Annotated in this window: 24 protein-coding genes and 3 pseudogenes; 13 read left to right on the top strand and 14 right to left on the bottom strand. The window is 53.8% G+C overall.

The annotated features are described in order from the left end of the window. Window positions 1-1,318: pseudogene (locus tag K5E40_RS32180) on the bottom strand (Tn3-like element TnAs1 family transposase); the annotation flags it as partial. A 3-nt stretch (window positions 1,319-1,321) separates the two neighbouring features. Then, window positions 1,322-1,882: a recombinase family protein gene (locus tag K5E40_RS32185; protein WP_001161490.1), complete on the bottom strand. Its 561-nt coding sequence runs from the start codon at window positions 1,880-1,882 to the stop codon at window positions 1,322-1,324. 309 nt (window positions 1,883-2,191) lie between these two features. Between K5E40_RS32185 and K5E40_RS32190 the strand changes: the two genes are divergently transcribed. After that, window positions 2,192-3,328 (top strand): PAS domain-containing methyl-accepting chemotaxis protein, encoded by a 1,137-nt coding sequence (locus K5E40_RS32190; protein ID WP_260456205.1) that lies wholly within the window; start codon window positions 2,192-2,194, stop codon window positions 3,326-3,328. Between the two features lie 1,347 nt (window positions 3,329-4,675). Here the strand turns inward: K5E40_RS32190 and K5E40_RS32195 are convergent. The 3 genes from K5E40_RS32195 to K5E40_RS32205 form a co-directional block, all read right to left on the bottom strand. After that, window positions 4,676-5,071, bottom strand: coding sequence for a hypothetical protein (locus K5E40_RS32195; RefSeq protein ID WP_221734213.1), 396 nt, complete (start codon window positions 5,069-5,071; stop codon window positions 4,676-4,678). Between the two features lie 336 nt (window positions 5,072-5,407). Further along, the gene (locus K5E40_RS32200) at window positions 5,408-6,661 is read right to left on the bottom strand and encodes a hypothetical protein (protein WP_221734214.1); all 1,254 of its coding nucleotides are present in this window, start codon (window positions 6,659-6,661) and stop codon (window positions 5,408-5,410) included. Between the two features lie 5 nt (window positions 6,662-6,666). Next, window positions 6,667-7,080, bottom strand: coding sequence for a hypothetical protein (locus tag K5E40_RS32205; RefSeq protein WP_221734215.1), 414 nt, complete (start codon window positions 7,078-7,080; stop codon window positions 6,667-6,669). Between the two features lie 271 nt (window positions 7,081-7,351). Here K5E40_RS32205 and K5E40_RS32210 point away from each other — a divergent pair, with 271 nt between their 5' ends. After that, window positions 7,352-7,651 (top strand): hypothetical protein, encoded by a 300-nt coding sequence (locus K5E40_RS32210; RefSeq protein WP_078465728.1) that lies wholly within the window; start codon window positions 7,352-7,354, stop codon window positions 7,649-7,651. A 51-nt stretch (window positions 7,652-7,702) separates the two neighbouring features. Beyond that, entirely contained in the window at window positions 7,703-8,971 is a 1,269-nt protein-coding gene (locus tag K5E40_RS32215) for a hypothetical protein (RefSeq protein WP_078465727.1), read from the top strand. A gap of 16 nt (window positions 8,972-8,987) precedes the next feature. Here the strand turns inward: K5E40_RS32215 and K5E40_RS32220 are convergent, their stop codons facing one another. The 6 genes from K5E40_RS32220 to K5E40_RS32245 all read right to left on the bottom strand — a co-directional run bounded on the left by K5E40_RS32220 (window position 8,988) and on the right by K5E40_RS32245 (window position 14,508). Beyond that, complete coding sequence (locus K5E40_RS32220) at window positions 8,988-9,749, bottom strand: NAD-dependent deacylase (protein ID WP_078465726.1); 762 nt, start codon at window positions 9,747-9,749, stop codon at window positions 8,988-8,990. Between the two features lie 103 nt (window positions 9,750-9,852). Beyond that, entirely contained in the window at window positions 9,853-10,077 is a 225-nt protein-coding gene (locus K5E40_RS32225) for a hypothetical protein (protein WP_169904219.1), read from the bottom strand. A gap of 514 nt (window positions 10,078-10,591) precedes the next feature. Beyond that, window positions 10,592-11,605: a nucleoid-associated protein YejK gene (gene yejK, locus K5E40_RS32230; protein WP_078468049.1), complete on the bottom strand. Its 1,014-nt coding sequence runs from the start codon at window positions 11,603-11,605 to the stop codon at window positions 10,592-10,594. A gap of 86 nt (window positions 11,606-11,691) precedes the next feature. Then, the gene (locus K5E40_RS32235) at window positions 11,692-11,997 is read right to left on the bottom strand and encodes a hypothetical protein (protein ID WP_078468048.1); all 306 of its coding nucleotides are present in this window, start codon (window positions 11,995-11,997) and stop codon (window positions 11,692-11,694) included. A 133-nt stretch (window positions 11,998-12,130) separates the two neighbouring features. After that, window positions 12,131-12,445 (bottom strand): hypothetical protein, encoded by a 315-nt coding sequence (locus tag K5E40_RS32240; protein WP_078468047.1) that lies wholly within the window; start codon window positions 12,443-12,445, stop codon window positions 12,131-12,133. Window positions 12,446-12,582: 137 nt separating this feature from the next. Next, entirely contained in the window at window positions 12,583-14,508 is a 1,926-nt protein-coding gene (locus tag K5E40_RS32245) for a hypothetical protein (RefSeq protein WP_221734216.1), read from the bottom strand. Window positions 14,509-15,036: 528 nt separating this feature from the next. Here K5E40_RS32245 and K5E40_RS32250 point away from each other — a divergent pair. The 7 genes and pseudogenes from K5E40_RS32250 (at window position 15,037) to K5E40_RS32275 (ending at window position 21,782) form a co-directional block, all read left to right on the top strand. Next, window positions 15,037-15,891: a type II secretion system protein gene (locus K5E40_RS32250; protein WP_078468045.1), complete on the top strand. Its 855-nt coding sequence runs from the start codon at window positions 15,037-15,039 to the stop codon at window positions 15,889-15,891. A gap of 444 nt (window positions 15,892-16,335) precedes the next feature. Beyond that, window positions 16,336-17,178: an Ig-like domain-containing protein gene (locus K5E40_RS32255; RefSeq protein ID WP_153046044.1), complete on the top strand. Its 843-nt coding sequence runs from the start codon at window positions 16,336-16,338 to the stop codon at window positions 17,176-17,178. Window positions 17,179-17,418: 240 nt separating this feature from the next. Beyond that, window positions 17,419-17,850, top strand: coding sequence for a LexA family transcriptional regulator (locus tag K5E40_RS32260; protein ID WP_078468043.1), 432 nt, complete (start codon window positions 17,419-17,421; stop codon window positions 17,848-17,850). Next, window positions 17,840-17,958: pseudogene (locus K5E40_RS35465) on the top strand (RulB protein); the annotation flags it as partial. The gene K5E40_RS32260 and the pseudogene K5E40_RS35465, both read left to right, overlap by 11 nt. A gap of 116 nt (window positions 17,959-18,074) precedes the next feature. Continuing rightward, window positions 18,075-19,232 (top strand): site-specific integrase, encoded by a 1,158-nt coding sequence (locus K5E40_RS32265; RefSeq protein ID WP_019818073.1) that lies wholly within the window; start codon window positions 18,075-18,077, stop codon window positions 19,230-19,232. A 10-nt stretch (window positions 19,233-19,242) separates the two neighbouring features. Then, on the top strand, window positions 19,243-20,853 hold the full coding sequence (locus K5E40_RS32270) for a hypothetical protein (protein WP_194941136.1): 1,611 nt from the start codon (window positions 19,243-19,245) through the stop codon (window positions 20,851-20,853). Continuing rightward, window positions 20,850-21,782, top strand: a complete 933-nt coding sequence (locus tag K5E40_RS32275) for a hypothetical protein (RefSeq protein WP_228759046.1) — start codon at window positions 20,850-20,852, stop codon at window positions 21,780-21,782. Before K5E40_RS32270 ends, K5E40_RS32275 begins: the two co-directional genes overlap by 4 nt. A gap of 16 nt (window positions 21,783-21,798) precedes the next feature. Here the strand turns inward: K5E40_RS32275 and K5E40_RS32280 are convergent. Further along, a protein-coding gene (locus K5E40_RS32280; protein WP_264316681.1) for an IS3 family transposase occupies window positions 21,799-23,345 on the bottom strand; the annotation gives its coding sequence in 2 pieces (ribosomal slippage) (window positions 21,799-22,859 and window positions 22,859-23,345; 1,548 coding nt in all). Window positions 23,346-23,788: 443 nt separating this feature from the next. Here K5E40_RS32280 and K5E40_RS32285 point away from each other — a divergent pair. After that, a complete protein-coding gene (locus K5E40_RS32285; RefSeq protein WP_082438011.1) occupies window positions 23,789-24,349 on the top strand; it encodes an integrase in 561 nt (186 codons plus the stop codon). Then, window positions 24,342-24,752 (top strand): hypothetical protein, encoded by a 411-nt coding sequence (locus K5E40_RS32290; protein ID WP_019818070.1) that lies wholly within the window; start codon window positions 24,342-24,344, stop codon window positions 24,750-24,752. The genes K5E40_RS32285 and K5E40_RS32290 overlap by 8 nt, the downstream gene beginning before the upstream one ends. Window positions 24,753-24,892: 140 nt before the next feature. Here the strand turns inward: K5E40_RS32290 and K5E40_RS32295 are convergent, their stop codons facing one another. Beyond that, window positions 24,893-25,327, bottom strand: a complete 435-nt coding sequence (locus tag K5E40_RS32295) for a helix-turn-helix domain-containing protein (RefSeq protein ID WP_020302084.1) — start codon at window positions 25,325-25,327, stop codon at window positions 24,893-24,895. Between the two features lie 91 nt (window positions 25,328-25,418). Here K5E40_RS32295 and K5E40_RS32300 point away from each other — a divergent pair, with 91 nt between their 5' ends. Then, a complete protein-coding gene (locus K5E40_RS32300; RefSeq protein ID WP_020302083.1) occupies window positions 25,419-26,381 on the top strand; it encodes an arsenic resistance protein in 963 nt (320 codons plus the stop codon). A gap of 16 nt (window positions 26,382-26,397) precedes the next feature. Here the strand turns inward: K5E40_RS32300 and K5E40_RS35820 are convergent. After that, window positions 26,398-26,655, bottom strand: a pseudogene (locus K5E40_RS35820) (DUF4113 domain-containing protein). Between the last annotated feature and the right edge of the window lie 12 nt (window positions 26,656-26,667).

The raw sequence follows: 26,667 nt of genomic DNA on the forward strand, positions 1-26,667 counted from the left end.
GCTTGATGAAGGCCGTGGGTGCATCGGCCGGCACCTTGCGCAGGTTGTCGGCGTTCATCTCACGCAGGGTCTGCACGGCTGCCAGCACGCCTTGCGCGGCCGGCGCGGCGCGCAGTTCCAGCACCTCCAGCAAGGCCGGCGTGTAACGGCGCAGGGTGGCGAAGTTCTCGCCGACCAGGTGCAGGTGGTCGAAGCCTTCCGGCCGGGCCAGCAGCTCGGCCTCGCTGACGCTCTCGGTGAACTCGTCCCAGGGAATCACCGCCTCGATGGCGGCATAGGGGTCGCTGCCGCTTTCCTTCGCTTCCAGCAGCGCCTGGCCGATCCTGGAGTACAGGCGCACCTTGTCGTTGATCGCCTTGCCCTGCTTCTGGAACTGCTGCTGATGCTTGTGCTTCGCGCCGCTGAACAGCTTGACCAGGATGCGGTCATGCAGATCGACCAGCTCATCGATCACGGTCGCGGTGCTCTCCAGCACCACGGCGGCCAGGGTCGCGTAGCGGCGCTGCGGCTCGAACTTACCGAGGTCTTTGGGCGTCATCTGCCCACCCTCGCGGGCCAGCTTGAGCAGGCGGTTCTGGTGGATGTGCCGGCCCAGGCCTTCGGGCAAGTCCACCAACTGAAATGTCTTCAGCCGCTCGATGTGTTCCAGCATGTGCCGAGAGTTGGGTTTCAGCGGTGCCTGGCGCAGCCAGGTCAACCAGGTGATGCTGCTGCCGGCCTTGAGCTTCAACAGCTCGTCCAGCTTGGCCCGATGCGAGTCCGTGAGTGGTTCGACCAGGGCGCGGTAGACCCGCCGATTGGCTCGCGCAATGGCTTCCGAGCAGGCCCGGTCAATCACGCTCAGCGCCGGCAGGATGCGTCGTTTCTGCCGTAGGCTCTCCAGGGCCTGACCGGCCAGCAGCAAGCCTTTGTCGGTCTGCTGGGCCAGCTCGGTTAGCTCGCGCACCAGGGCGCGGAAGTCGGACAGGCCGAACGGGGCCAGTTGCAGGTAGGTGCGCAGTTCCTGGGCATGCTCGCGACGGGTCACGTCGCGCTCGCCGTACTTTGCCCAGCTCGCCGGCTCGGCCTGGACTTGCTTCGCCACCCACAGGATGACCGGCTCGGGCAGCTCGCTGTCGGTTCCCAGCGCGTAACCGGGGTAGCGCAGCAGGCAGAGCTGCACGGCGAAGCCGAGGCGGTTGGCGTCGCCGCGTCGCTGGCGGATCAGCGACAGGTCGGAGTCGTTGAAGGTGTAGTAGCGGATCAGGTCATCCTGGCTTTCCGGCAGCGCAAGCAGGGTGTCCCGCTCCGTGGCCGAGAGGATCAAGCGACGCGGCATGTGTCAGTCGTCCGTGCGGAGGTACTGGTAGAGGGTTTCCCGGCTGATGTTGAACTCGCGGGCAAGCTGCGCCTTGGGCTCGCCGGCCGTCGCTCGCTGCCGCAGGGTAGCAGCCTGCTCATCGGACAGGGCTTTCTTGCGGCCCCGGTACGCGCCACGCTGCTTGGCCAAGGCGATGCCCTCACGCTGCCGCTCGCGGATCAGGGCGCGCTCGAACTCAGCGAAGGCCCCCATCACCGACAGCATCAGGTTGGCCATCGGCGAGTCCTCGCCAGTGAACACCAGGCCCTCCTTCAGGAACTCGATGCGCACGCCGCGCTGAGTCAGCTTCTGTACCAAGCGACGCAGGTCATCGAGGTTGCGGGCCAGCCGATCCATGCTGTGCACCACCACTGTATCGCCTTCGCGGACGAAGCTCAGCAGCGCTTCGAGCTGGGGGCGCTGGGTGTCCTTGCCCGATGCCTTGTCGGTGAACACCTTGCTCACCTGGGTTTGTTCCAGCTGGCGTTCCGGGTTCTGGTCAAAGCTGCTGACCCGGACGTAGCCGATGCGGTGCCCCTGCACGATGTCTCCTTGGTTGAAGGCGGCTTAAGTGCACTTTCTGTTCCGTTGTGCCTCAAAGCCCATTTCTGTCAGGCTGAAATCTATAACCTTCGCGGGCATGTGTCAAAAAATGGGAAAGCAGACTCTATTCTGACGAAGCGGCGCGGCCCTGCCTGACATCAAGTTAGGGTATAGCCTAGATTGACATGCGCGATGCAACCCTTAACTTGCTTGCACCTATCGTTTCCATGCTAGCTTTATCGTAACGCTCAAGAAATTGGGCTTAATGCCGAAAACAATAAAATAAAACAGCCAACCCTTGAGGTTCTTATGCGCCAGAATTTACCAGTGACGGGTCGAAACTTAGAACTCCCAAAAGATGCCAATATTCTTTCGACTACCTCCCCTCAAAGCCATATCACGTACGTTAATCCTGACTTCATTAAAATCAGTGGTTTCACTGAGGAAGAACTATTAGGCCAGCCTCACAACATCGTAAGACACCCAGATATGCCGCCTGCTGCATTTGAGCATATGTGGAGTACATTAAAATCTGGCCGCTCATGGATGGGGCTAGTAAAAAATCGCTGTAAAAATGGCGACCACTATTGGGTAAGTGCTTATGTAACGCCAATAGCTAAGAATGGTTCGATTGTTGAATACCAGTCTGTAAGGACCAAGCCTGAACCTGAGCAGGTTTTGGCTGCGGAAAAATTATATGCTCAATTGAGAAGCGGGAAGGCCGCGAGGCCGAAATTGGCTGCTAGCTTTTCCGTGAAAATACTCTTGCTCATATGGGGTAGTATTATATCAAGCGCAATGGCTGCCGGCATGCTTACTGATACATCAATAAGCAGCTTATTGTTAGCCACTTTAATGTCAGGAAGCTTAAGCTCTGTTAGTGTTTTGGCTATTCTCTCTCCTCTTGGAAGACTGGTTGAAAGAGCCAGGAATATTTCCAATAACCCATTAAGTCAATCCCTCTACACTGGGCGCACCGATGAGTTTGGCCAAATAGAGTTTGCTTTACGAATGATGCAAGCTGAAACAGGCGCCATAGTAGGTCGCATAGGTGATGCATCAAATCGGCTTAGCGAACACACCCGAGGCCTACTAAAGGATATTGAGTCAAGCAATGTACTTACAGTTGAGCAGCAGGCAGAGACAGATCAAATAGCAACGGCAGTAAACCAAATGGTGGCAAGCATTCAAGAGGTTGCGAGCAATGCACAGCATGCTGCAGATGCGGCCGGAAGAGCAGACACTGAGACGGCATCTGGCCAGCGTCTGGTAGCCCACACAAGCCAGTCAATCACTGCCCTTGAAGGTGAAATTAGGCAAGCCACTCAGGTTATTCATGAGCTTGAAGGTCAAAGTAACGAGATATCAAAAGTTCTTGACGTTATACGAGGGATCGCCGAGCAAACGAATTTGTTGGCACTCCAGTTTTGGGAAAAACGAGGATAACGCTTTTCAGTATCTCGACAGGGATAACTTACTTTACCATCGGTTATCCCTTTTAGCCGCACAAATTTTAGCCATGGCTTTTCAGGAAGTCAGGGCTATCAGAATGGCCTTAGAAAGCCTAGTCAAAGAGCTGTCACGAGAACACCGTTAGCTTAGCGTACGATTTTTTCCGAATTCTGCGGTTCCCCCATATAGCCAGTGCTGTGTGTCGTGGGCAAGCGTTCTACGATGACTTGTTGAGCTACCAGCAAACGCCAGCCAGACCAGTTGCGCTACTTGTGAACTGTGCATGTGGGGATAGATGGCTTTATCCGTTCGGCTCCGTTTTGCTTCTCAACAGAATCTCTGGTGAAACAGCTCCAATGTTCATCAGTTGCTTTAGGACAAGCAAGGTCGGAAAAGGGCTTCTACCTACAGCCAGAATAAGAGCCGTGGAAAAATATTTCGATTTGGGCATGTCTTCTGTGAAAGCTAGCGCCGACAAATATGGCGTGGGATTTGGGCAGCCATCCGAGGTCTGGCATCGCTATGGGCGATTTGGAAACTCAAAATCTGGCATTCGGGTGTGGGAGCGAAGCTATAGCTGCCCGGCTTGCGCCAGCACGCCTGAACCGCTGACGCGAGGCTTGCCGAAAGGGGTAGCCCTATTGAGGTGCCCAGTCCCAGTCGCCACCACCGTCGATGCGCGTTCGGTTCTTAGCATCACACCGAGCTGGAGAATGAGCAGAAAGGATGGCTGGGTTGAGTCTCCAATGTGTGAGCGTAGATGGAAGGATGAATTCATCTACCCGCTCAGGTCGGCAATTTCACAGTCGTGACTGGCTGAACCGTTGCAACGTGCCGAATCTGATGGTTGCGACAGTTTTAATTCTCTACGCCTCCGCTCCACAGCAGCGAATTGAGTTATTGAGACAGTTTTGCGTTTCCTCCAGAGCTGGCTTGATGCCCACAAAGCCTGCCTTAGCCGCGACAGTCTTTATTCTCCAAATCCATCGGCTATATAGGGGCGTACATCGTGAAGGGACCTGGCGGTTCATACCTGGCATGAGCCTCCAGCCAGACCTCTTGATACAGCCTTGGCCATAGCCAGGACTGCTTACATTTTCTGTAGCTTTCGATTTTTGTAAGGTGGCTGGCCAACCGGCAGGGCGAAACAATAAAGGTTGTCCCAAGCAGTGTGCACCCCGGTGTGCTGCGACAGCTTACGGTCGTGAAACACCCTGCCAGTCTAGGCTTCGCCTCGGGGACGTTGTGACAACCTTTAATCTTGGTAATCGTGCTGAAAAACAGGTGAGCTGATGTCAGGGCCTCAAGCCCCCAGTGTGGAGCTCGAGTCGTGAATTGGCGTTAAACCAGCAGATCGGGTTTCAGTTCGACGTTTGCGGCACGTGCATGGGTTTTGCAGACATTCTCATTTTGCACGGCTTCATTTTTGCACCAACCATTCTTTTGAGTGAGCGCTCGACACCGCGAGACCAGAACCACTTGCAGGAAGTCATAGTGAACCCCCACTCCACCTGGCTCGGCCTCGCGCTTAGCGTAGTGTGCCGTTTTGAACGTGAACCAGTTCGTGGGCAGCGTAGCCGCATTGGTGAATACGCCTACCTTGCCATCCACTTCAGCAAATCCACTCCCGGTGGGCCAGCTTACAAGGGGGGACACACGTATCGCCGGCACATCAGCGATAACCTCCCCATCGTTGGGCCCGCCGTGAAAGGTTAGTGTTGTGACGCCCTTGGTCATGATTTTTATGCTCCACGTTCAATTAGCCTGCCTGGTAGCCACTGACGAAGGTTCATATGTTTTGAGGTTTGCGACAAGGACATTGATCCTGGCCAACGCTGCTGATTGTTCAGTTGCAGGGGCATTCGGGGCTTGTGCTTTGATCTCGGCAACTAGCTGAGAAATTGGCTTGTTCGGCTGATCCGTGTGCATGCGACGTTCCTGTTAGTAGGGCCGCACTAACATAACGGCACCTGCCGTTCTGCCCACCTGAGCGCCATGGCCTCACGCCACACTCTTTGCGATGTGATGCGACCGATGCCCAGGTGGACTTTGAGCGTCGTGATGAAGGGGCTGTCAGCCTAGCTTGTCTGAGTGTATGAACACATTGCCGTAGCTGACGTCCTCGTATGGGGCAGACATTGCAATACCCAACGCGCGCGTCATGTCGCAGTACATCGCCAGTAACCGCAGCGTAGTTTTTCTCATAGTCGAATGGCTGCGATATAGGGTGTCTGGATTGATTCTGAGTCCGTAATCAGAGAGCCGCATTTGTACGAACTGAGTGAGAGTGTGCCGATTGTCACAAGCATTGAAGAGCGCAGGCACCTTGAGATCTGAGAGCTTCACCGTCCCGCGTTTGTTGGGGTATTGGACCCTAGCGGCATGGGCATACTCGGCCAATAACTGCCGATGAACCATGCCCGCTCCCAAAATGCTCAGCCAGCTGCCCAGGGTCCCGGTGTGCATTCGAAGCCGCACTTTACGCTTGCCCCACTCGCCGAAGAACCCCTGAACCTGCAATGGATCTTTAAGATTCCGCCAGCAGATGAGAGGGATACCACCGAGGCTCTTCTTGTTGAGTGCTTCATTGAAATGCCTTTGGATATCCAACAGGCGATCGACCGTATCTTCAGTCAGGTTGAGATTCCGCATACCGATGTATACGCCGCTACCCTCATCCTTGCTCATCATCATGTTAAAGGCGTGGATGACCATCTGGTAATCGGCGAGCAAAGCTAAGCGTGTAATGAAGGAATCGCTGAATTTATTCGTGATTCGATCCGGATTGTTCTTGGTTACAGGTAACACTCCAGAAACGATCAGCCAGCAGTAAACACCTAATGGCGCGTCTTTAAACTCGCTGACAAAACATCGTGTGAGCAGATCTCGCCTGACCAGAGGCGAGTAGCCCCTGAACTCTTCTATCAGGACCTCTGCTATCTCCAATGCAGGATTGGCTAAAACCCCAGTGCATTTTTCAGTAACCACCGTCATGTAGGCCATCTGATAGTCACTCCAGAAGTTATCGACTGCTTCCATCTGCTCTGGGGAAAGATTTGGTGGCCGCGGCACATTCGGATTTACCAGGGTCAACTCCTCGGTGGTGTTGGCCAGGCCCACCTCAAGGATGTAGAAGATCAAATGCTTGATGACGTCGGCATCACGACCTGAATGCCGGCACTCGACCATTTGAGTGACCCGCTGGACAATCCTTTGGAGCTGCGACCGTTCTTCGGCATCCATGCCTAAATGAACGACCAGGTCGTTGAAAAAAACCAAGTCCAGAAAATCCAGACCAGCCTTATGTGCCTTGGTCATACGCGGCATTTGCCCTACCCTTGATTGTCCGCCTCTGCGACACCTGCCGCTAAACCCGCGCCAGCTGCAGCACCTAATGCCGCACCAGTCGAAGCCACTACCGTGGCGCCCACCGCCATCCCCCCACCGCCCGCGGCGAGCGCACCGCCACCAACTGCAGCCAGTGAAGCGTTCGTCAGCGCCACACCCGAGAGTGTGCTAATTGCCGTCCCCGATGCCGTAGCGCCCAACAACCCTGCAGATCCTGCGGCCGCGGCGAGTGGACCTGCAAAAGCCAGCGCGGTACCACCAGTGGCAAGGGTACCAAGGCATACCAATGCGGTTTTGCCCGGGTTTTCGACCACAATGTCGACCGCAGAAACCGCTAGATCTCCTACAGAGCCAATCGCGCTGCCAACCAAATCAAAAAGCGAGTCAAAAAACGACATGCTGAAACTCCCCGTTACGCTCGAAAGACATTTTCGAACGGCTTAGGGGCAATTGTGTTCAGTCGACATCAGGCTGACTATTGCGAAAAATGTAGTACCTTTTCCTACACTAGCACAGCGCAGAAACCAGCACGTCCAAGATCAATCAGCTAGGCCACCCGAAATAACGGGGCATTCGTGTTACTGAAATCCCGAGTGAGCGGTTGGCTATGTGCGCCAGATAAGGACGTTAGAATGTCCCGTAATACACACTGACGAGGACACCAGGACTATGCTCGAAATCAACCCATCTTCAGAGACCAAGCAACGCGTCGATGACCTCTATTCCGCCGCCTGTAAACACGGCACAACCTATGAGGCCGTCGTCCACTCTACGTTCTGCGATTCGATGCTGGATGAGTTTTCCGATCAGGAGTCTGACAAGCCCGCTTTCGCTTATGCGCGTGAGACCTATGGATATCAAACCCAAGAGGAGCTCCGGGCGACTCAAGCAGAAGACTGGGATAACGGAGTTTGCTCGCACGGCTTGGATTCTATGACCTGTCCCGCCGGGTGCTTTGAGCAAGACTGATCCTCGATGGCGGTACACGAATAACCGAAATAGACAGGACTTAAGGCAACCATGGAACTCAACCCCTATCGCAAGCGATTTGAGGCCGCATCTGCGGCTCTACTGGTAGCCAAAAAGAATGTCGAAGAGCAGCACACTCTCCTCGGGTGGCTCCACTGTTTTAACGAAGTGGAGGCCAAGGCGTCACTTGAACTAGCGCGAGCGCGAGTGGGGACAATTCAGAAAGAGTTGAACTCAACTCGTATGGGTAGCCCCTACCTTGCGACCTGGGCGCCACTATCTGTAAGTGAAATCATAAAGCTGCGCCTGTTTGGCACAATACCCCATCCAAAATGTGAGTCGAAGCCGAAGGTAGACACTGAGCGTGAGGCTAAGATTGCCAAACTCGAGTCTGAGCTCAAAATTCAGATCGGCGCCGTCGAGAAAATCTACTACCAGATCCAGTTCCATAAAACCTTGGACTGGCTAGAGGCAGATGCCGAAATCGCCACCTATAACCGCCAAGTCGCAGACCTTGAACCCGACGTCGCTAAACTCGATGCGGATGTCAGACGGTTTGACGAGCACCTGGTGGATCCGCTGCGTGAAATGAAAAAGCTAACCGGTGAGTTGGCCTTGGCTATCGAGGCTCGGGCGTCTGCGGCTGAATTTGACCTTCGGTTCAAAGCTGCACCGGACGCAATTAGCCGGCGGGTCGTACAGCAACAATGCTTCAACCTGTTTGGGCTCGAAGACACGGATAAAGCTGTCCGTATCAAAACCGGTCAGGTGGAGTCTCTGCAGCGCAATCTTGCAAAGGTTGAGACACGAATTGCTGAGTTGCAAAAGCGTGAAAGCAGGGGCATTACCCGCCTTGTCATCGATGGCACAAACCTCTGCTATCGGGGCAGGAACCCGAATCGCAAATTCATCGGTGTGGTTGCACTCACTCACCTGGTTCCGACCCTTCAGCAACTGTGGCCTGGCGTCGAGATCATAATCTGCTTCGATCCGGGGACTTTGAAGAACTCGGCGAAACTTTGGCCAGATGGTGAAAAGCATTTCCATCACTCAGTTCAGATCCACGAGATCGCACCAGGACACAAAGCAGATGAGAGCATCATCGAACTCGCAAGTGGTGAGACTGAGTACATCTTAAGCAATGATACGTTCCGAGACTTTCAGAATCGTCCTCCTGTCAAAAAAGGCCGCGTATTCAAGGCTGACATCACGACAAACGACATTCTGGTAGTGGAGCTCGCGGCACACGCTAGATTCGGCTCTTCCCAGAGTGTGCCATTCAACGCCATTCCTCTTAAAAGCCCTGAAGCGTCAGCATGATCGTGAAGTTTGCCGGTCAGTTGAATGCCCTGGCCAGCAACTGCGGCAGTATCACCCCGCCCTTCCCTACCAACGAGATTTCATTCTCACTGGACACAGCTACCCGGTCTGGGTTGATGTGAATCACTACGGCGCCGGAGCTTAGCGCCTGCTTTGGCAGCGCGGCCGCTGGATAGACCGCTCCGGATGTTCCGATCGACAAAAGCACATCGCACTCAGCAACAGCCGCAACTGCTGCCTCCCATACGTCCAGGGGCAGCGATTCACCAAACCAAACGACCCCCGGCCGGCACAACCCTCCACACTCAGGGCAAACCGGCGGTTCAATACGGCTTCCATAACCAAGGTTATAGCCATCAACATCAGGGACATCCATAGGGATTGCGCACTCGAAGCACCGCGGACTGCTCAGACTCCCATGCAGGTGAAGCACGTTCTCTGAGGAGGCCCGCTCGTGAAGAGAATCAACGTTTTGAGTAACGATGGTGATTTTTGAAACAAGACGACCCAGCTGGGCGACCGCTGCATGACCCGGATTGGGCAGCACGCTTTGCGCCTGGGCCCTTCTCCATTCATACCAACCCCAAACAAGTGACGGGTCTGCCTTAAAGGCTTGTGCTGTGGCCAGGCGCTGAGCATCGAATCGCTCCCACAGTCCGGTCAGTGCATCACGGAATGTGGCAATGCCGCTTTCAGAAGAAGCCCCAGCGCCAGTGAAGACCACGATCTTGTTGGCGCATTTGAGGTATGCAGCGGAAGTCTCTAAAAGCTGATTCATTGGCTTGTGCTCAACATTACGTTGGCCTAGCGGACCATGGACGGACTGATGGAATCAAGCGTGAGGTAACGACGCAGGAGAAACTTGAGGGCTTTAGAGATGACTACAGCTGGCCGCCCGCTTCAGGTCTTAGGCTTGAAAAGAGAGCAATAGCCTTCGGGTTTTTCTGCCGCACGGCGTACTCAAGGGCAACATACGCGGGTTCGCTGCGACCTTGGCTGAAGAGCAGCTGGGCCAGGTCGAATGCCGCATTAGCGTCTCCCTCCGCGTACTTCATGGTCAACTTCTGCTCCTGCAGGCTTGGCTTGCGAAGATCAGCTTTGGCCATACCCTTTTCTGGAGTTGGTTCGATGTGCTCAGTAGGCTTTTGTATCGATCCCGGTACCGGCCGGGGGGTGTGCGGTTGCTTTGGGATGGGCCTAGATAGCGTACGATGTGGATCAGGTTCCGGATGTACAAATGCCGCCTTTGGTATGGCCACCACCGGGGGTTGCATGGTGGCCAGGTCCATGTAGATCACTCTCTCCCGTGATAACGGGTGAGGAGTGTCGATCGGTACCCACCTGCTGGCTATCCCGTGATCGATCTTGTACCACTGCTGGGTTAGAGACTTCTCAATCACAGGAACATTTGGGTTCGCAGGGGAGCTGGAGCATCCAGTCAAAGCCAGGCCCAAGGCAAAAACGTAAAACACATTCATCTTTAATCTTCCAGATTGAAGAGAGCAGCGCCAGCGGAGGTAGACGGACACAGCTCCTCAACAAATGTCCGTCCTACTCCCCGGCTCTTGCCAGACTCAAGATCGAAGCCTTGAGCCGGACCGCCCACACTGTCGTTGAATGTCAGCCCTTCTGGTTGCGCTTGAGGGCATCAGTCAGTTGGGTTGGAAGGCTCTTGATCATCAGGGTGCCGGCAGTTTCGTCATATTCGATCTTCGAACCCAAAAGATGAGCTTCAAAACTGATCGAAAGCCCTTCTGCTCGCCCAGTGAATTTGCGGAATTGGTTGAGGGTGCGCTTGTCGGCCGGGATCTCCGGCGACAGACCGTAGTCTTTGTTACGGATGTGGTCGTAGAAGGCTTGCGGCCGATCCTCATCGATCAGCGACGACAGCTCTTCCAGGCTGACTGCCGCGCCTTGCTTCGTCTGGTTGACAGCGTATTCAACGAGGGTACTGACCTTCTCGCGGGCCGATTCCTCAGGGAGGTCTTCACTCTCCACAAAGTCGCTGAATGCCTTTAGCAGAGTCCGTGTTTCACCCGGACCGTCGACACCCTCCATGCAGCCGATGAAATCGCGGAAATATTCCGAAATCCTCTTACCGTTCTTGCCCTTGATGAACGAGATGTACTGCTTCGACTGCTTGTTGTTTTGCCACTCGGAGATGTTGATGCGTGCGGCCAGGTGGAGCTGGCCAACATCGAGGTGTCGCGAGGGTGTGACATCCAGTGTGTCAGTAACTGTGACGCCTTCGCTGTGATGCAACAGCGCAATGCTGAGGTAGTCGGTCATGCCCTGCACATAATGAGCAATGAGAACGTGCCCGCCGGTGGAGAGATTTGACTCTTCCATCAGCTTGGTCAAATGTTCGATCGACACATTCGAGAATTCGAGGAAAGTAGTTTCCTGCTTCAAATATTTGCTGAGCCAGCCACTGAATGGGTGAGCGCCTGATTCTGGATGAAACAAGCCCCAGGCCTTTCCCTGCTTGGCGTTGTAGGCGTCATTCAGATCTGCCATCAGGGTTTCAGTCGTCTGAGACTCTGCCGGCAGTTCGTGGTCAGCAAAAAGGATGACCGCGGGATTGCCGTCGGGTTTTTTGTCGATATGGTGAATGACAATCTGCTTTATAGGCATGGTGGCGCGTCCTGTACTTGGCTGTTCTGGCGTATGAGTTCCGCCAGATCTAGGCCCCGCAATATGCGAGGGCATAATTGATGAGGTTAAGCAGGGATCAAGGCCCGGCGAGCTGCACGAGCAAAGTCAGCAAGATCGGCATGCTGAATCCACTCCTCAATCATCAGTGCAGCGTTGGGAGTCGTTCTTTGAGCCACCAGCAGGCCAGCTTCAGCTGCGTGAATACGCTGAAGCGGATCAAGCTCATAGCCAGTAGCGGCCTCGATCAAGCTGAGCAGCTCGTATGGCTCCTTGGAGAAACTGGCAAACGGATTGATCACAGCACTTGGCTGGTCACTGCTGAATTGCAAGAGAGTGCCCATCACAAGGGGCTGAGGCTCTAGGTTGATCATGGTATTTGGTCGACTCTCGGTCTCTGGCGTCTAATGGCCATCATAACTTGTGATTCGCCAAGGCCCAGCCAGATGCCCCCTCTCAAATTCGTCGTGGCCTTTTGAGTGCTCAACCGCACAGGTTCAGAGTTACTCACGGCTTAGTCCGCTGGCGGCACAAGAGAGCCACGATCAGGAGAATCCCTGCGATTACGAGGATGATGCTGGGTAAAGGAACTCCAAGGATTTGAAAATCTGCAACCATACCCAGCAGAGGTATAAACCGCTGACCTGGGTCTGGGCGGTGCGCTGATAGGTAGGCGCCTACCACCGCAAACCAAACTGAAGCCATCAGGATGGCTGGTTGAAACAAGTTGATGATGAGGCCGGCAACGGCCCCAAGTACCACACCGAACAGAATGTAAGGTGCGAGGATGAGCAGGAATGCAAGTTCCAGGAGAGAGTACATGCAAGAGCCCCAGGTCAGTGCCTCGCTGACTTGGTTTGAGCAAGATCTAACGAGGCTGGTTGATGACCTGTTGCAACATAACGCCGCCAGCCCTTTTGACTAGGGGCGCCTTGACAGTCTAGCGATCGAGGCTTGACTCAATCCCCCATCGTATTAATCAACTGCATGAGGTTTACGGGCTTGGCGCGGGGCATTTCGTCACTGACATACAGATACTTGTGATCGAAGGCCTCCTTCCGGCGACTGCTCTCAAGCTCAATGGACGAGGAGATCCGATTGATACGCGCCTGCTGATTCTTAAGTGCGGCGACATAACCCTCATACTGCACAGCCACCTCATGGATAGAAGTCAGCAAGATCACGCCGTTGTACCACTGCCCCAGGGCAATTTGAGAAGGTACCATCCTCAAGAAACGGAAGCGCCCCCCCCCTTGAAACCCTGCCTGCAGCAGCACCACCGCACAGAAAATGTCCACGAGGCGAAGGGTTGCGGGGAAATGATCACCAAAGGCGCCTTGAGCGTGAACCGCAACGACGGCGTAAAGCACATCAGGGTGAAAACCGGCGAGTTCGGGAAACCAGCTCACCATCTTTTGCGACACGTCTTTAACCCGCTCGGTTTGATCACTGCCATCAAATAGCTCATAGATCAGGTCGCCAGCCAGCTGCTCAAGTACCACAGACGTGGTCGCTGCCTCCACCCTTGTGAGTAGTTCGCCCGATGTTGCTGCCTCGGTTAACTGAGCAACGGCTTTTTCATTCTTCCGGTTGATGATGCTTTCAGCGCGAACTTGGAGTTCGATCGATACGGGAGGCAGGAAAACCTTGTTCTCCAGATCCTTCGACCATGCAAACCTTTCACGATGGTCAATAGCCGGTGGCGCAACGTAATCGGGGAACAAGTCAGAAAGATCGGACTCGGCTAGCCATGGCTCAACTTCGTAATAGGTGTTCTGCAAAGACTGACGATCGGCGTGGCTAACGCGAATAGCCTTACCATCCAAGCCCCAAATTGTTAAGTTTCCGCGCCCCCCTCCACGCAGAATCTCTTGAGAACCGGCGAACAGATTTGGCACAAGATCCAGCTCATGCGGATTGGCTGCAGGTTGGTTCAGCGGGTCAGTGACAGCCCCCGGGGAACGAGCGCCAGGCTTAAGCTGATACACAAGGTCATTACCTTTCGGCACACTCAAAGAGTTATGCCCCTGCGACGACCCCCCCTGTACATATGTACCAGTCAGGGTCATGGCAAGACCTTCTGCGACTTCAATATCGGTCAGAAACAACCGAGGCAAGAAGCTACCGTGTGCTTTGTGGCGGATACCACGACCGATGCACACTCCAGATTCTACATACAGCCAGACTGCCTCATGATCTGGGACCGTGAGCCCGTCCTGGATGAGTTGCGAGAGTGGAATCCAGCATTGGGGAATGAGGGTCTCGCGAAGGTAGGTGTCGATGGCATCATCGGAGCCAGCATCAAACAAGCTATTTGGATTGATGATCGCTTCTTTGAAGCGCGAAGAGAGAATGGCGTCGTAGAGCACAGTGAACGTGCCCCAGTGGAAAGCTGCGACTTTATGCTTAACGCACAGCTCAAAGCTCGGGGCCCCGTTACGGAAGAATCGCAGCTGCTCATCATGCCACTTGGGCGTCGACACACCTATGTCCTGCGCCAAGTGCGAACTTGCTGCAACCCCGCGAGCCTTCAGCCTAGCAGAGCGCAAAGCTTCAACAGTGAACTGGTCGATACTAAGCCCATACAATCGAGCCCGGCCTGCGCGCAGCCATGCTTCAACAAAGGGAATGTTCGCGACCTTTACCAATCCATCCGCTGCGACAAGCCGAATATCGAACCGGGTGATCGGGGCCGCCGGCGCAGGAATCACGTCTTCAGCAGCTTTAATCACTTCATGAAAGTCGTTGTAGCCGAAAACCTTGGCAACCAGCTCACGCATGCGGTCAGGGTTCTTATGATCAATGAGATCAAGCCCGCGGAACAGACGTTTCGCGATGCCTTTGAATTCTTGGATATCGGTTTTCTGAAATGGGATACGGGTCATCACAATCGCCTTGAAGGTTACGCCTGGCCAATGCCTAGACGTGAAGGTATGCGCGATGAACGATGGTTGCTGGCTGACCTGTGGTGTGCGCAAAACCGACTTCAGGGTGTGACGTGTATCAGTAACTCGTTGCACAGCTGATGAAGCTCTTTATCCCGAGGTAACACGTACCAAGCCACGCCAGCGGCCCATTTCGAGACCCGGAAATCATAGGGCATCAGAAAACAGCTTGGCAAGATGATTTTTGGTTGAGTGCTTTTTGCTGGCTTCGTGAAGGTGGCTGAACCAAGTCGGACCTATATGAAAATTTTCGCCCTGCTGGCCATAAAAAACCGACGGCATTTTATCGGCTTGCCTACCTTGGGAGCTCGCGGAAAAAATCATTTTTTGCACCGAAATGAGGCGATCTGCTTACTATTTTCGCGGCAGACGGCCACTTGAATTTTGCGCCTTGGTTTTGGGTTGTATCCCGAAACAGCTGTGAAATGATTCGATCCGGAGTGTCATTTATAACAGCTTGAGGTTGTCATGTACCCAACCCGTCAGTCAGGTTTTTCACTTTTAGAACTGGCCGTTAGCATCGCGATTATGGCAATGATGGCTGCTGCTACCGTGCCTTCGTTTATGGAAAACATAAACGAAAAGCGAGCGGACCTGACTGCGCAAGAGACTCAGACCATCCTTGATGCGGCTCGCACCTATCGAGGGGAAAAAGGCTCCTGGCCAGGGGCAAGTCTCTGCGCTAACGCAATCACGGTACTAAAAGGAACCACGCCCCCTTATCTCGCTGGTGTATCAACCGTAAACAAGTACAACTCTCCCATAACGACCTCATGCACAGCCAACACCTTCAGCGTTGACCAGAACACCATCGCGGATTGGGACGGTGTCGTAGCTAATAATCTGCCCGGGACAACGGTCGTCTCATCAAGCACTCACCTCATCCGCAGCACAGTCGGTGTTCCAGGGAGTGAAGCGGCACTAAGCGAAAAGCTCTCTCGAACAGCCCAAGCCAATGCTGAGTTGAACCGGATGCGAACCACATTGTTGATGGGCAACAACAACATCACAGAGGTCAACAACGTCGATACGGTCTCTGTGACTGCTAGTGGGGGGATATCGGCCCAGACGATGAATTCATCGGGTCGAACGACAGTTGGTGACCTCGCCATCTCCGGCACTAACACCGAATCCGCCGCGTGCTCCCCGAATGGCCTAGTGAGCAGATCTGCAGCCGGCACACCGCTCTATTGCACCAGTGGCAAATGGGTCAAGCAGGTTGCATACAACCCGGGCAATGTCAGCGCTGGACAGGGATGCGGCGACTTTGCCAAGGGATCAATTGCATTCGACTCTTCAGGAAAGATGTTCGTCTGCAAGTGAGTGGATTAGTCCCTCAACGGACCAGGCGTGCAATCAAAGCGAAGCTCCGCACTGACATCAGTTCTAACAGCGGAGTTTAACTCCTCCGTCTTTGGCAATTCGTGCACAGCAGTATTCCATCGAAAGCCGTACCTCAATTACCCAGTGGCGCTGATCATGACCGACCCGTTACCGATAGAAAGCTGCCTATTGGGCAGTCAATTACAAGCCACTTTGCGTCAAATCCAACGTAGTGAACATAGGTCAAAGGTATCTCGGCGTTCGCTGCAAAAAAGGATGCGCTCCCTAAGAGGCAGTATTACTGCCGCCGTGGCTCTTTTTGCTGCTGCAATTGTGCCATGGTCACAAGCATCTACCTGGGCTCCGATCCGGACAACGTCTGGCCCGTCAGGCTGGGAGTCCGTGGTATGTGACAACGCTACCAATGGATGGCGTTCTTGCGAAATGGGCCTGAAAGTTGAACTCGTAGCCAACCCAGCTTCTATTGCAGCTACAGGAGAGGTCACCACCATTACTGCCACTGTCACTGACTATTTCGGCGGCAACGTAGGAGCAGGTACCAACCTAGCGTGGAGCACAACGAGTGGCACTCTCGGAGCTTCTCAAACGGCGACAGATGTAAATGGTCAGACAAGCGTAACTCTGCGCTCATCGAACGTTATTGGCGGTGCAACAGTCACTGCGGCAACCGTAACCAATGAGGGGCAAGGTTCATTGTATGTCCCATTCACAGATGCTTGGGCGGCGATAGCTCCCATCTACACGGGATGGGCCAACTATGACAGCCCTTACAGCTGCTCGGGCTGGACACCGGATCCAAGCACTGTTCCAGCAGGCAGCGCTTTTACGCAGTCACAAAATTGCTATCAAAATCAGATTGCTTATCGACAGGATCGACAGCAGAGCCTAGTAACCGGTCAGATCGTGAACGTTGGGGGGCCAGTACCAGCGTACCAAACAATCCTCATAACGCAGCAGCAGGCAGCAATCGGCACGCAGGCGCCTGCGACGCCGCCCCCTCCCGCAGCAGCGACTTGCGAATGGGTCGGGCAGAAGAACAATAACGATATGTACAGCCGTAAGGGATGGACGTATCTCACCAATAACAATACCTGGCTGCTTTACGATGTAGGGCCCACCGGTGTCGGGGCAAGTGCGGGTAAGAACTGGCGTGGTCCCGTCGACTACAACGGCTATAGGTACACCGTAGGAGCCAAGGCAGGAACGATGACTGCGGGTCGAAACTTTGAGTACGACCTTTATCAAATGTGCAAGGCTCCCTTATAAACTTGCACCGACTGGAGCGGGCAGAAAACCTCCGCTCACTCCGTGTGACTCGAACGATGGGTCATTTCACCTAACGTCATAGCCCACGTAGCCCAATTGATCTGCAAGGCCCTGCGTCTATAAGCCAAGTCTGCGGCGCAGCCATGGCGCTCGCTTGTCTGAAATCCCCTGGTCGGAATTGACTGAAACAAGGGGCCGGGATCTATACTGTGCATCCATACAGCATCGTGATTTCATTCCGTGATCATTACTAGCCTGCGCCAACTCACAGCTTCCGAAGTCCCTGGCCTGATTTGTGTTCTGTCAGGCAGGTTCTCCGGTGGGTTCCCGAGCCCTGCCGCGGACCACTACGAGCCGCCTATTTCCCTTGACGAGCTTGTTGATCTGCGAGCACCCCATGTATGGCTTGGGGAGGCAGAGGGTGTGTCGATGCTGCCGTGCGGCATTGTTTCTGGCAGCCGGTTGATAATTGATAGAGCTAGGACACCAAAAATTGGCGATGTCGTGGTTGCTTATATATGCAATCAGCCTGTAGTGAAGCGGCTGGACAAATCTCAAAATGGATCGTGGGTTCTGAGTTCTGACAATCCAGAATACCCACCAATTGAAGGTTCCGAGGAGATAGAGGTTTTTGGAGTTGTAACATGGAGCCTGACCCATCATGCGTCATGACAAACCTACCTACGCGCTTATTGATTGCAACAGTTCTACTGCTCATGCGAAAGACTGTTCAGGCCAGACTTAAGAACAACACCAATAATTACGCTCAGTAACAACGATCTGAGGGGTAGAAATCGTTAGTAAATCTTGTACAGTCCGCATCACTTTCTACGCACCTCTGAAACCGCAATTAACTGGCTTTCATAGTGCTGAGTATTCTGTGGCTAGGGCTTTGTATGAGACTGCTGTTTGCAACTAAAGACCTAGCGTTGGCCGGTCGCTCATTTGAAGGATTTCCGCTGCTGATCGCGGGGGATGGTTGGCCGGTGGAACCCGCGCAATCCTTCCTTTGGCACGCACTCGTTGAGTCTGGCGAAGCGCTGAGCCGTCTGACTTGGGAGGCCTACGGTCGACGTCTTTATGATTACTTCGCGTTCCTGGAAGCCAATGGTCTGAAATGGGACGAAGAAAGCGCGGCCAACGGCCTGAGTGTGCTTTCGAGGTACCGAGACTGGTCGAGTGGCGAGCTTTCGCTTGATCCCCGCACCGTTAATAACCGCCTCGCATTGATCGTGCGTTTCTATCGCTGGGCTAAGCAGCGCAATTTGATCGCTGTGCTGCCATTCGGTGAGAGACGGGTCAGGACATCTGCCCATTCCGGATTGCTCTCTCACGTTACGCGACCGAATGCCCAAAGCACCAAGCCGTCGGTGATGGTTAGGGCCCAAAAGCGGCTAACCAAATTTTTAACAAAGGATCAGGTCAAGGAATGCCTTGGCTTAGATGCCGACCCAAGCCACCGAATACTTTTCCATCTCATGGTAAGAACTGGCCTTCGCTCATGTGAGGCTAGGTCGTTCCCACTGAAATATGTATTCAACCCAAAATTGCAGAAAGGCTTGCGTAAAGGGCAAATGATTAGCGTCGCTCTAGAACCCACAGATATGCATATCAAATATGACCGCCCTAGAACCATCGACGTACCTTGGTCGCTGATGGAGGATATGTGGTCTTACTCTCTCCATCAGAGAGAAATGCGTAAAAGATTCGGTGACGGGAATGTTAGTGCGTTGATTCTTACGAATGAAGGTAGGCACTACTCAAAAGACGCAGTTGTCGACGTAATGAAGTCTTATGAGAAGAAGTGCGGGATCTATGTTCGCGCTCATATGCTGCGACATACCTATGGCACGTATACATTACTTGCTCTTCGAAAAAGTAAAGATTTTGAGGGCGAGCCATTGTTGTATGTTAGAGATCGAATGGGCCATTCGGATGTTCAGACAACTATGATTTACCTTCATCTGATAAATCAGCTTGAGGCTCAATCCGTGCTGGCGTACGAGGATGAGATCGATATGATGTTTATGTCAGCCCCCATAACGCAGATCTGAGGGCTGCTACTTGGCCAGAATTAAGAAATACAAAGCTACTTTAGAAACCATCACTAAGGGCGTCGAGGCGGTCGATGAACAATTAAAAGTTGCGTTACCTAAAAATCCGAGAAACCACAGAAAAATCGATCACTCTCAATATATTGGCCTAGGATTTGATGCATGGGCGATCCAGAGTCTGCACGTAATTAGGATGCTTCTAGGTGGGGGGAATTACTCGGTAGCAACCTTGTTTGGGTATTCTGTAAATGGGTTAAGGTTCTTTTTTGGGTTCTTAAAAAGTGAAGCTCTTAAATCGCCACCACTTACGCCGAACGGATTGACAAAGCGCCATCTAGAACGCTTTATCTCTTGGCTGAAGTTGAAGTATCCAAAAGGCTCGACCGCAAAGAATTATTACACCAGCTTCAAATCGCTGATTATTGCGTTAGCTGAATACGGCTTTATTGAATCGGACATTGACGAGCTTCTTCCTCCAAATCCATTTCCTTTCAATGACAAGACCACTAAGGATGCTGACCCTCTTTCAATGGCGGAAATGCAGAGGCTGGTTCGGGCATTGAAATCCGACCTCGTAGCTATTCATAAAAATAGGTTTTCCGGTAACAGTGCGGAAGAAATGGCTGTGTTGCTGCTGTTAACAGCTGCAAGGTCAGGAGTTAACACTACTCCGCTGCTGGAAATGACCAGAGATGCACTCAAGCCTCATCCTTTCATGCCCAATCTCAGGTTGATTACGACCGTAAAACGTCGGGGTAAAGGTGCTCAAAGCAAAACAGTTCGGCAGACAAATCTGCTAGACAAATTTAGCGCTGTACCGCTCGATGGGGTTGCGGTGTTGAATAAGGCGCTCGAAATAAGCAAGCCGCTCGTAGCGCTTGCATCTAATGAAATCAGCTCTTACATTTGGCTATATCGCTCAGGGCAGAGGGGACGCGCAAATGAGGTCGTCGCTCTTACCCCTGGTGCGCTATATGTAACAGCTAAAAGAATCTGTCAGCGGCATGGCCTTCTAGATGATGAGGGCGGCCAGCTTGTTGTAACTCTTAGTCGGCTACGAAAAACTATGGAAAGCCGACTATGGAAACTTAGTGGTGGTGATATCTTAGAAGTTTCATCTGTCATGGGGCATTCTACCGCTGTAGCAGATAATCACTATCTCAGAATCAATGATGAGATTAAAACGGAAGGCGCAATATTTATTGGTGAGGCGTTTCCTGAAAAGCTTCGTGGCATCGACATCACTCCGACCCCGCCAGGCGGTTGTAAGGATAGCCTATACGGAAACTTTGCGCCTAAAGATGGTGTGAATCACTGTTCTGAGTTCATTCACTGCCTTGGTTGTCCCAGCTACGCAATTGTAGGTTCGCTAGAAGATTTGCACCGGTTATTTAGCTATCAGCAATTTTTACATGCAGAGATTGCATATTTTCTCACGGATGAATGGGAAGCGTGGAGAGCGCGTCAGCTTCAATATATCAAGCTTATTGACGATTTTACTTCTCGGAAGTTTGATAGAGCATTAGTTGGCCGGGCCCGGATCAAGGCTGAATCCGATCCGCATCCTTTCTGGGCAAAAAAGATTGAATTCATGAACAAAAAACAGAGCGGTGTGATTTGAATATTCGTACCGCTAATGCTGTACTGAAGGCATATGACGTCCTTGTAGCTCAACCAGTTACAGCTGACGGTTTAAGTCCGATGGAACGGGATGCTATCGTCATTAGTGCTATCGTAAATGAGCGTGGCGAAACGCTCGTACTTAGTAGGTTTGGCGATGCTCAATGGGATCTTCGCCCATTCTTCGATCAAGCGAACGTTGCCAGATCCAACAAGTTTATTAGTTGGGATATGAGCCTCCCGCCGGCACTGATTGATGATAGCAAAGCTATTACCTACGCATGGTTTAAGCGAGGGCTTCCAAAATCTCGGCCTCCAATTGCAAGGGGTATAACGACATTTGCTGTTGCTAGTGTCATGCCTTTCCTGCGTTGGTTGGCCAGCGTAGGTGTCTCTAACTTTTCTGAAATGCGCCAAATTCATATTAGTAATTATATCTATCTATGCAAGGAAGAGCTGAAATTGCGACCTCTTCCGCTGTATGGGCGGTTGCGGGTTATAGACTTTCTCTGGATGTTTTCTGCGGATACATTGCACCCCATTTCAAGATACCCTTGGGGGGAGTCTTCGTTATGGCGTGTTTGCGGGATAGGCAAAGTCAAAGGGGTGGAGTCCGCGAATAGGGGCGTAGGGCGGACAGATATCATTCCTCACGCTAAGCAGTCAAAAATCTTCAACCATTGTGAAAGAATTGTTCATGAGATGAAGAACGAGTTGGCGATTAATGGAATTGCATATCACCCTAGCGACCATCGAATGATTATTCGTTGCCGGAATGCCGTTCTGTACATCGTTTCGATTACTAGCGGAATGCGCAACGATGAGGCAATTGGAATCGAGGTTGGCGCCTGGCGTAGGGAAATTAAAGATGGAGTGTTATTTTGTTGGGTTTCTACGATTGAGCATAAGACCCGGCGATTTTCAAGGTAGTTGTCGCGTGAGCGTGTCACGCTGCCTTTGATGTTTGCTGCAGTACCGCTTCCCGCTCCGGGTTCAGGCACACGATTGGTGCCAGCACCCAGTTCCTGATGTTGCCGCTCCAGCGCTCCGGGTGCCGTGCACGCGCCGCCTCGTACAGCTCGATACGCTTGCGCAGCAACTCTTCTGCCTGGCCAGTATGTCGCTGCGCCGGGGTCACGAACTTCAGGGCGCTGTGGCGATGTTCATGGTTGTACCAGGCCACGAAGCTGTTCACCCAGTTCCTGGCCTGCTCCAGCGTGTCGAAGGGCCGCTCCGGCCACAGCGGGCAGTACTTCGCCGTGCGGAACAAGGCCTCGGCATAGGCGTTGTCATTGCTCACCCGCGGGCGGCTGAACGAGGGCATCACACCCAGGTTCTGCATGGCCGCCAGCATGGTCGAGCCCTTCATCGCGCTGCCGTTGTCCGAGTGCAGTACCAGCGGCTGGCCTGCCCGCTGTTCACGTAGGCAGGCCTGGCGTAGCAGCTGGGCGGCCTGCTCGGCGCTTTCACTTTCATGCACCTCGTTGGCCACCAGCTTCCGGCTGTAGACGTCCTTGATCATGTACCAGTAGAAGTAACGGCCCTTGACCGTGGTCGGCAGCCAGGTGATGTCCCAGCACCACAGCTGGTTCGGGCCGTCGGCCACATGGGTCGTCAGCGCTCGTTTCACCGGTGGGCGGCTACGGCCGCGCGGATGCTGCTGTTCGGCGTCCTTCAGCAACCGGTAAAAGGTCGACTCCGAGGCCAGCCAGGTGCCCTGATCGGCCAGCCGCGCCACGATCTGCTGCGGCGGCAGGCTGGCAAACTCGGGCTGGTTGGCGACCTCCAGCACGCGGCAGCGCTCTTGCGGGGTCAGCTTGTTGGCCGGCTCAGCTCGCTGTGCCGAAGGACGCCGATCCTCCGGGCAGTGCTGCCAGCGCTGCAGGCTGCGCAGCGACAGGCCCAGTTCGGCGCAGGCCTGCGCCCGCCGCGCTCCCGCCGCCACGGCGCCCTCGATCAACTGCAGCGTTTCACGGCGATCCGGGGCGCTGATCATTCGTCCTCGTCCTTCCCCCAGAGCGCCTCGGCTTTTTTTCGCAACACCAGCAGAGCTGCGGTTTCTGCCAGCGCCGCATCCTTGCGCCGCAGTTCACGCTCCAGCTGCTTGATGCGCTTCTTCGCGGCCTTTTCCTCTTCGCGTTCGCGCCGGGTCTTGCTCGGCTGAGCCAGGCTGTTGGCCTGCTCGCAGGCTTCGCGCCAGGCGTTGATCTGCTCGACATACAGGCCTTTGCGCCGGCAGTACTCCGCCAGCTCAGCCGCATTGAGGCTGGCGCTTTCCAGCACCACCCGAAACTTGTCCTGGCTCGACCACTGGTCGGCCTGCTGTCCATCTGCCGGCACCACTGCTCCCGCTGCTCTGGCCTGTTTGCGCCAAGCATACAGGGTGGCATCAGTAATGCCTGTCGCTTCCACCAGCTCCGGCACCGTCCGGTTCAAGGGCGGCATCATCTGCCGCACCACCCACTCCCGATGCTCTATCGAATAACGCGCCACACGGCTCTCACTTCCGCCCACCGACCAAGACTCATCGAATCAACTCACACGACAACTATCCTGACGCGGCGGGGACCGGTAAAGGGAAGGTTGAGTATCTTGTCCCTGAATTGACGTTGAATGCTCTGGAACTATTCGCAAAATATTCTGCTCCCTTAAGAAAGGAGCTAGAGACTGAAATTCGAAGCCTGGTAAAAAACACTGCTCCTTGTGATCCGGGTGAACACCTTCTGCGATTGCACAAGGCTCGGAAGGACTCAAATAAGTTATTTCTCGGTCGACATGCTGAGGGCGGTAATCTCAAGGATAAGCATGTTGACGTTCTTAGTGACCAGGGATCCAACGCGGCCTTCGACCGCCTAGCTAAAGCGGCTGGGAGCGAATGGCCGTTGAGGACGCATCAGTGCAGGCGAACGTATGCAAGGTGCTTTGTTGAGTCGCGTATGGGGCGTACTTCGCTGATCTATCTCAAGTGGCAGTTTAAACACACCAGTATGAGCATGACCCAACTTTATGCGTCTAACCCCCAGCAAGATCTCGCCCTATTTGATGAAATCTTGCAGCAGATGACTGAGTTTAAAATAGACTTGATTGAATCCTGGCTCGACGATCAGCCATTGGCTGGAGGTGCCGGTGAAAAGATAGTTGAGCTACGAGCAATACCAATTAAGAGTAGGGCTGCTTTGCTTGCGCAAACTGCTCCTCAAGCCAACATTCGCGCGACTGGCCATGGCTGGTGTCTGGCGACAGAGCGAGGCTGCGGTGGAGCTGGATTATATGAGGCCACTCGATGCCCTGGCTGCAAGCACTCTGTGATTGACGAGTTCTTCGCGGGTACTTGGCAGGACATTTACCTCCAGCAGGAAGAGCTAATCAAAATCGAAGACGCCGGCCCTGCGGTTAAGCAGCGCGCTGAGCGCGATTTACAGGTTGCGTTCGATGTCCTCACGAGCTTGGGACTTTCTCCACTTAACGATGCTTCTGAAGAGGCCCTGAATGGCTGATCCCACTAAGCAGCGGCCTTCAGGCCGTTCCAGGTCAAAAACTCTCGACGCTCTTGATAAGGCCGTCGATGGGATGGTCGCTGCCGACGAAAAGCTTTCTATCGCATCAGTTGCACGTGCAGCAGGTGTAACGCCTGCTCTCATTCATAACACCTATCCAGCGGTGGCTGAGAGGATCCGCACACTTGTAGGCAAATCGGTGCGGGCCCAGCGTGATTTGAAGCATCTGGCTCTGGTGAGCGAGAGAGAGAAAAATAGAGTGCTTCGTGCTGAAAACGATCAGTTGTTAGCGGAGCTGGCAAAAGTCGCTTCAGTGAATCAGCGCCTTATGTTTGAGGTTGCAGAGCTGAGGGCGCTTTCCAGCGAGAAAGTGATCCTTCTGCCTTTGACGCCCTCCATATAGTCGGGGTTTGGCAAGACACTCCTCGCCGACTTGGGAGCCTGGTTCTGCGTCACCAAGTGGGCCAGTGTATCCGGACGCGGACGGTCAATACTTTTGACGAAGTTTCCATGGCGGCTTGTCCCCGACGCTTCGTTAGTCGCCTAGGAGCAGCAACCAGAGCGAGATCCAGCAGCAGGCTGGAACAGTGACTCAACAATTGTGCAGTTTGGGGTGTACGAACCCAGGCAGGTGGATTCACACGTGCCGGCCATCGATAGCAGTTCTTTTCGGATCTGTTGGAGCTTAGCTACCTTCGACTCTACTTCTGCCAAGTGCTTTCTAACGACTGACAGTGCATCAGCGCACGGACGATCAGCATCTGCCGCGAGCGCAATGAGTTCTCTGATGTCGTCGAGTGGGAAGCCCAGCTCACGATTCTGCCGGATGAAGATGAGTCTGGATCGATGCTTTTCGGTGTAGATTCGATGCCGCCCTGCCGACCGCAGGGCCGGAGGTAGAAGGCCTATCTTTTCGTAATAGCGAATTGTTTCAATGTGGCAACCCGTTGATTTCGACAGCGCCCCGATTCCTGACATGCAAATTCCCCAAGCATTTTCTTGAACCTGTAGTAGCTACAGATATTACCCTCTCTTCAGAAAATAATTTCACGCGCTTGAAGGGCATTTCGTGGACAGAGAACAGCTAGAGAAAAACCAAATTCCCGTTTACTTCGTGGCGGTCGTGGTCGCGGCCATCGGAGGCCTGCTTGCACCCAATGCGTCTCAAGCTATGGGTGCGCTGGTGACACCAGCCATCGCAGTGCTGATGTACGCCATGTTTCTACAGATTCCCTTCTTGGATCTCCGGGAGGGTCTTGCGAACAAACGATTCATGGCGGCGTTGCTGACAGCCAACTTCGTGGCCATCCCCTTGCTGGTTTGGGCATTGACGATGGGGATCACCGATCACCCAGCGATTTTGGTGGGTGCCCTGTTGGTTTTACTGACGCCATGTATCGACTACGTAGTGGTGTTTACCCATATAGGCAAAGGTGACTCCAAACTCACTCTGGCGGCCACTCCACTGCTACTTTTGCTACAGCTCGTGCTGCTGCCGCTTTACCTGGCCTTCATGCTGAGTAGCGACTCCGCAGTGGTCATTTCTATTGGGCCATTTGTTGAGGCCTTTGTGGTGCTGATCGCTTTGCCTCTGGTATTCGCGGTAGCAACAGCTGCCGGGGCAAAGAGATCGCGCGTCGTTGAGGGCTGGAACAACGCATGGGCTTGGATGCCTGTACCGGCTATGGCTGCTGTGTTGGTCGTAGTTATCGGATCTCAGATTTCAGCTGTAGTTAGAGACATGGACAAGCTGATGCCTGTTATTCCTGTCTACCTCGCTTTCATGCTCTTGGCCCCATTGGTTGGTGCCTTGGTTGCGCGCGCATTTAAATTGCCGGCCATCACTGCGAGATCAGTGGCCTTCAGCAGTTCGACACGAAATTCATTGGTGGTTCTGCCCCTCGCACTGGCCTTGCCCGGGGAAATCAGAGGGCTCGCTGCGGCAGCAGTCATTACCCAAACGCTGATTGAATTGGTCAGCGAGCTAATTTACATCCGGGCCATTCCTGCCTTGGTGTGGCGCAAAATGTAGATCCTTAGCTAAGCGTCTATTCGCAATTTACAGTCCAGAGCTGATCGAGCCGTGTCGTGTAGCAGGGACTGAGCATCTCTCACTTCATACCCCAATCTGGAGCAACCGGCACGCGGCCTGGTCGAAGCGTCCCGCGTCCCCATTTCGCATTTATCTGATCCATATGCGGATTCCACGCTGACTCGGACACCCATTCCACGCACATCCGGACAGTGATTCCACGCTGATCCGGACACTCATTCCACGAGCATCCGGACACCGATTCCACGGCCATCCGGACACTTTC

Origin of the sequence: Pseudomonas baetica, assembly GCF_019733355.1 — a bacterium.
Taxonomy (GTDB): domain Bacteria; phylum Pseudomonadota; class Gammaproteobacteria; order Pseudomonadales; family Pseudomonadaceae; genus Aquipseudomonas; species Aquipseudomonas baetica_A.

Excerpts from the sequence above, each read along its gene's own strand:
- K5E40_RS32195 (WP_221734213.1), bottom strand. The coding sequence starts at position 5,071 with ATGACCAAGGGCGTCACAACACTAACCTTTCACGGCGGGCCCAACGAT.
- K5E40_RS32250 (WP_078468045.1), top strand. The coding sequence starts at position 15,037 with ATGTACCCAACCCGTCAGTCAGGTTTTTCACTTTTAGAACTGGCCGTT.
- K5E40_RS32200 (WP_221734214.1), bottom strand. The coding sequence starts at position 6,661 with ATGCCGCGTATGACCAAGGCACATAAGGCTGGTCTGGATTTTCTGGAC.
- K5E40_RS32290 (WP_019818070.1), top strand. The coding sequence starts at position 24,342 with ATGGCTGATCCCACTAAGCAGCGGCCTTCAGGCCGTTCCAGGTCAAAA.
- K5E40_RS32220 (WP_078465726.1), bottom strand. The coding sequence starts at position 9,749 with ATGAATCAGCTTTTAGAGACTTCCGCTGCATACCTCAAATGCGCCAAC.
- K5E40_RS32255 (WP_153046044.1), top strand. The coding sequence starts at position 16,336 with ATGGGCCTGAAAGTTGAACTCGTAGCCAACCCAGCTTCTATTGCAGCT.
- K5E40_RS32295 (WP_020302084.1), bottom strand. The coding sequence starts at position 25,327 with ATGTCAGGAATCGGGGCGCTGTCGAAATCAACGGGTTGCCACATTGAA.
- K5E40_RS32190 (WP_260456205.1), top strand. The coding sequence starts at position 2,192 with ATGCGCCAGAATTTACCAGTGACGGGTCGAAACTTAGAACTCCCAAAA.
- K5E40_RS32205 (WP_221734215.1), bottom strand. The coding sequence starts at position 7,080 with ATGTCGTTTTTTGACTCGCTTTTTGATTTGGTTGGCAGCGCGATTGGC.
- K5E40_RS32215 (WP_078465727.1), top strand. The coding sequence starts at position 7,703 with ATGGAACTCAACCCCTATCGCAAGCGATTTGAGGCCGCATCTGCGGCT.
- K5E40_RS32265 (WP_019818073.1), top strand. The coding sequence starts at position 18,075 with ATGAGACTGCTGTTTGCAACTAAAGACCTAGCGTTGGCCGGTCGCTCA.
- K5E40_RS32225 (WP_169904219.1), bottom strand. The coding sequence starts at position 10,077 with ATGGCCAAAGCTGATCTTCGCAAGCCAAGCCTGCAGGAGCAGAAGTTG.
- K5E40_RS32235 (WP_078468048.1), bottom strand. The coding sequence starts at position 11,997 with ATGATCAACCTAGAGCCTCAGCCCCTTGTGATGGGCACTCTCTTGCAA.
- yejK (WP_078468049.1), bottom strand. The coding sequence starts at position 11,605 with ATGCCTATAAAGCAGATTGTCATTCACCATATCGACAAAAAACCCGAC.
- K5E40_RS32285 (WP_082438011.1), top strand. The coding sequence starts at position 23,789 with ATGGGGCGTACTTCGCTGATCTATCTCAAGTGGCAGTTTAAACACACC.
- K5E40_RS32245 (WP_221734216.1), bottom strand. The coding sequence starts at position 14,508 with ATGACCCGTATCCCATTTCAGAAAACCGATATCCAAGAATTCAAAGGC.
- K5E40_RS32210 (WP_078465728.1), top strand. The coding sequence starts at position 7,352 with ATGCTCGAAATCAACCCATCTTCAGAGACCAAGCAACGCGTCGATGAC.
- K5E40_RS32240 (WP_078468047.1), bottom strand. The coding sequence starts at position 12,445 with ATGTACTCTCTCCTGGAACTTGCATTCCTGCTCATCCTCGCACCTTAC.